We start from the raw sequence: 2,103 nt of genomic DNA, 5'->3' as shown, positions 1-2,103 counted from the left end.
CGCCGGCGCTGGCGCAGGCCTATGCCAAGGGTGGCGCTGCCTGTCTTTCGGTGCTGACCGACGCACCGTCCTTCCAGGGCGCGCCGGAATTTCTCACCCGGGCGCGAGCCGCCGTCGCGCTGCCGGCGCTGCGCAAGGATTTCCTGTTCGATCCCTATCAGGTCTACGAAGCCCGCGCCTGGGGCGCGGATGCCATCCTGATCATCATGGCCAGCGTCGACGACGCCCTGGCGAGCGAGCTTGAGGCAACGGCATTCGAACTCGGCATGGATGCGCTGATCGAGGTGCATGATGAGGCCGAGACGTTGCGCGCGCTAAAACTGTCGTCGCGGCTGATCGGTATCAACAACCGTAATCTGCGCACATTCGAGACCAGCCTCGACACTTCAGTGCGGCTGGCGAAGATGGTTCCGGCCGACCGCTTGCTGGTCAGCGAGAGCGGTATTTTCTCGCATGACGACTGCCTCAGGCTGCAAAAGAGCGACATCGGCACTTTTCTTGTCGGCGAGAGCCTGATGCGGCAACAGGACGTCACCACCGCGACGCGCTTGCTTCTGACAGGCAAGGCTTTGGCCGAGGCTATCTGACGATGGTATCAGGCCTGACCCATCTCGGCGCGCAGGGCGAGGCCAACATGGTCGATGTCGGCGACAAGGAAGAAACAACGCGCACGGCGATCGCCGAAGGCTTTGTCGCGATGCAGCCCGAGACGCTGAAGATGATCCTCGCCGGCAACGCCAAGAAGGGCGACGTGCTCGGCACCGCGCGCATCGCCGGCATCATGGCGGCGAAGAAGACGCATGATCTGATCCCGCTCTGCCATCCGCTGCTGCTGACCAAAGTTTCCGTCGACATCGAGCCCGACCATGCATTGCCGGGCCTGAAGGTCACCGCGCTGGCGCGCGTCACCGGCAAGACGGGCGTCGAGATGGAGGCGCTGACGGCCGCTTCGGTAGCCTGCCTGACCATCTACGACATGGCCAAAGCAGTAGACCGCGCCATGGTCATCACCGGCATCCGCCTGGTCGAAAAGACCGGCGGCAAGTCGGGTGACTACAAGGCGAGTTCCTGATGGCGCTGGTTCCTATCGCGGAGGCGCTTGAGCGCCTGCTCGATGGTGCGGCACCTCTAGCCGGCGAAAGCGTTCCTCTGTTCGAGGCGGTGGATCGTGTTCTGGCGGAACCGGTCGTGGCACTCCGTACCCAGCCACCTTTCAACGCTTCCGCCATGGATGGCTATGCCGCTCGAGCCGCCGACGTGGCGTCGGTACCATCCAGGCTGTCGGTGATCGGCATGGCGCCGGCCGGACGTGGTTTTGCCGGTAGGATCGGCAAGGCACAAGCGGTGCGCATCTTCACCGGCGCGCCGCTGCCCGAAGGCGCCGACACCATCGTCATCCAGGAGAATGTCCGCGACCTCGGCGGCGGCGAAATCGAAGTGACCGAGCCGACGGCGCAATGGCGCAATATCCGTCGCATCGGGCTCGATTTTTCAACAGGCGACATGCTGCTCGAAAGAGGCCGTTTGCTCGACCCGGCGGCACTGTCGCTGGCAGCATCGGCCAACCATCCCCAGGTCAAGGTGGTAAGACGACCGCTGGTCGCCATCATCGCCACCGGCGACGAATTGCTGCCGCCGGGCAGTAATCTCGGCCCGGACCAGATCATCTCGTCCAATGCCTATGGCGTCGCTGCCACCGCACACTCGGTCGGCGCCCGCGCGCTCGATCTCGGCATTGCCGCCGATCGCAAGGAGGCCATCGCCGAACTGGTGCAAAAAGCGGTGGCGGCCGGTGCGGATGTCATCGTGACGCTTGGTGGCGCCTCGGTCGGCGATCACGACCTGATCCACGACGTGCTGACCGGCGAAGGCATGACGCTCGGCTTCTGGAAGATTGCCATGCGCCCCGGCAAGCCGCTGATGTTCGGCCGCCTCGGCGATATCAGGTGCATCGGCCTGCCCGGCAACCCGGTGGCAAGCCTGGTCTGCTCGCAACTGTTCCTGAAGCCGCTGCTGGCGCGGCTCGGTGGCCGCAACCATCGCCAGGACATTCGCCCAGCGCGACTGGGTACCGCAATGCCGGCCAATGATTTGCGCCAGGAC

The 2,103-nt window shown here is 64.7% G+C and carries 3 protein-coding genes; all 3 read left to right on the top strand.

Translation table 11 applies throughout. From position 1 onward, the window contains the following. The coding region (locus EN969_RS28220) for an indole-3-glycerol phosphate synthase TrpC (protein ID WP_164758563.1) at positions 1 to 587 on the top strand (587 nt) is incomplete at its 5' end. Positions 588 to 589: 2 nt separating this feature from the next. Beyond that, positions 590 to 1,072 (top strand): cyclic pyranopterin monophosphate synthase MoaC, encoded by a 483-nt coding sequence (moaC, locus tag EN969_RS28215; RefSeq protein WP_013531740.1) that lies wholly within the window; start codon positions 590 to 592, stop codon positions 1,070 to 1,072. Further along, positions 1,072 to 2,103, top strand: a 1,032-nt coding sequence (glp, locus tag EN969_RS28210; RefSeq protein ID WP_164758562.1) for a gephyrin-like molybdotransferase Glp, incomplete at its 3' end; no start/stop codon positions are given. The genes moaC and glp, both read left to right, overlap by 1 nt.

The organism is Mesorhizobium sp. M7A.F.Ca.CA.003.01.2.1 (genome assembly GCF_003998945.1).
GTDB classification, from domain to species: Bacteria; Pseudomonadota; Alphaproteobacteria; order Rhizobiales; family Rhizobiaceae; genus Mesorhizobium; species Mesorhizobium ciceri.
This window is presented reverse-complemented; position numbering and strand designations above follow the sequence as displayed.